The organism is Photorhabdus australis DSM 17609, assembly GCF_000711895.1.
Classification (GTDB): domain Bacteria; phylum Pseudomonadota; class Gammaproteobacteria; order Enterobacterales; family Enterobacteriaceae; genus Photorhabdus; species Photorhabdus australis.
On record NZ_JONO01000130.1, the window covers coordinates 1 to 1,542 of the forward strand.

Annotated in this window: 2 protein-coding genes and 1 pseudogene; all 3 read left to right on the forward strand. The window is 36.1% G+C overall.

Going from position 1 to position 1,542, the window contains the following annotated elements; translation table 11 throughout:
• Positions 1–354: pseudogene (locus BO26_RS18445) on the forward strand (S-type pyocin domain-containing protein); the annotation flags it as partial.
• Complete coding sequence (locus BO26_RS18450) at positions 354–821, forward strand: DUF6392 family protein (RefSeq protein WP_036774079.1); 468 nt, start codon at positions 354–356, stop codon at positions 819–821. The pseudogene BO26_RS18445 and the gene BO26_RS18450, both read left to right, overlap by 1 nt.
• 110 nt (positions 822–931) lie before the next feature.
• Positions 932–1,387, forward strand: a complete 456-nt coding sequence (locus BO26_RS18455; RefSeq protein WP_036774080.1) for a DUF6392 family protein — start codon at positions 932–934, stop codon at positions 1,385–1,387.
• Positions 1,388–1,542 lie beyond the last annotated feature (155 nt).

A 1,542-nucleotide genomic window follows, 5' to 3' on the forward strand; every position in this document is an offset into this window, starting at 1 on the left:
GGGCGACCAAGAAATGGAACACATGCAGATCATATGCCTTCGGCGGCTGCGGTTAGAGCTTATTTTAAGCGGTTATATCCATTATTAGATGAACGTGAATTCAAGGAATTATCTGAGGGGGTAGCTTCTATCATTATACCCGCAGAGGTACATCAGAAGTTCAGTGCTACCTATGGTGGTAGGAATACTTCTACTCAGATAGAGCAAGATTCAAAGAATTTACGGTCAGCGCTTGATCGGGACTTTGATGCAATCAAACCTGTATTGAAGGAATATGGAGCAACAGAAGCACAACTTGAAGATACCAGAGCCAAGATGCATAAGCTGAACCAAGAACAGGGGTTATACAAATAATGACAATCAATGTTGAAGCGTTAATAAACAGTTTGGGAAAATCTTATCAGGAAATTTTTGATCAAGGATTAATCCCTTATAAAACCAAGCCAACAGGTTTTTCTGGTGACGAAGTGATATGCTTGGATATGGTGAAAGAAGGGGTGTTTCTAGCGTTTTATCGAGAGGGAAAGCGTTTAAAAGAAATTACGTTGACTTTGTTTGATAAAAATAAACCTCTATATCAGTTTCCTAATGAGCTTCCTTCTCCTTTGGTGCCTCTCATGTCACGACAGTGGGTTCATGAGCAGTTTGGCGAGCCTGAGAAATTACAGAAACCACAAATGATCATGAAATGTCAGTTCGGATGGAAAGAGTTATATACATTATTTGATTTTCACATTCCTACAAGTATGAAAATCTCTTATGACATGATGGAGCGAGTAAAATCGGTAACTTTTTTACTCACATCAGAAGTGCGTTGGTAATCAATAATAAATATGGGAGATATTATTTAATAGCCAATTCATTTACGAGCAGTTTGAAAAACAAAATCGTAGATGAATTGGTTTAATCAAGAACAGAGGTTATATAGATAATGGCGATCAATGTTAATGCATTAATTAATAGTTTGAAAACCTACCAAGAAATTTTTGATGAAGGGCTAATCCCTTATAGGAATAAGCCAAGTGGTTCTCCTGTGGTGCCTAATATTTGTATTGATATGGTGACAGAGGGGGTTTTTTTGTCGTTTGAACGGAATAGTAAAATATTAAATGAAATCACTTTAAGATTGCTTAGAGACGATAAAGCTTTGTTTATATTTCCAAATGAATTGCTATCACCGTTGAAGCATTCTATGGATAGGGGATGGGTTAGAGAAAATTTAGGTGATCTGATTAAGTCAATACCACCGAGACAAATTTTAAAAAGGCAGTTTGGTTGGAAAGATCTATATCGTTTCACGGATGAAATCAGTATGCAGATTTCTTATGATTTACGTGAACAGGTTAATTCAGTGACTTTCTTGCTTACATCAGACGTGAGTTGGTAATTAATATATAGATGGAAGGTTCTTTCTTAAAGCCAATTCATTTACGAGCAGTTTGAAAAGCAAAATCGTAGATGAATTGGCTTAACCAAAATGGAATAATTACTTGAATTTTTAGCGCGGAGTAATCTCTTTATCTTCTTTGGATAAAATGGGCA

Excerpts from the sequence above, each read along its gene's own strand:
- BO26_RS18450 (WP_036774079.1), top strand. The coding sequence starts at position 354 with ATGACAATCAATGTTGAAGCGTTAATAAACAGTTTGGGAAAATCTTAT.
- BO26_RS18455 (WP_036774080.1), top strand. The coding sequence starts at position 932 with ATGGCGATCAATGTTAATGCATTAATTAATAGTTTGAAAACCTACCAA.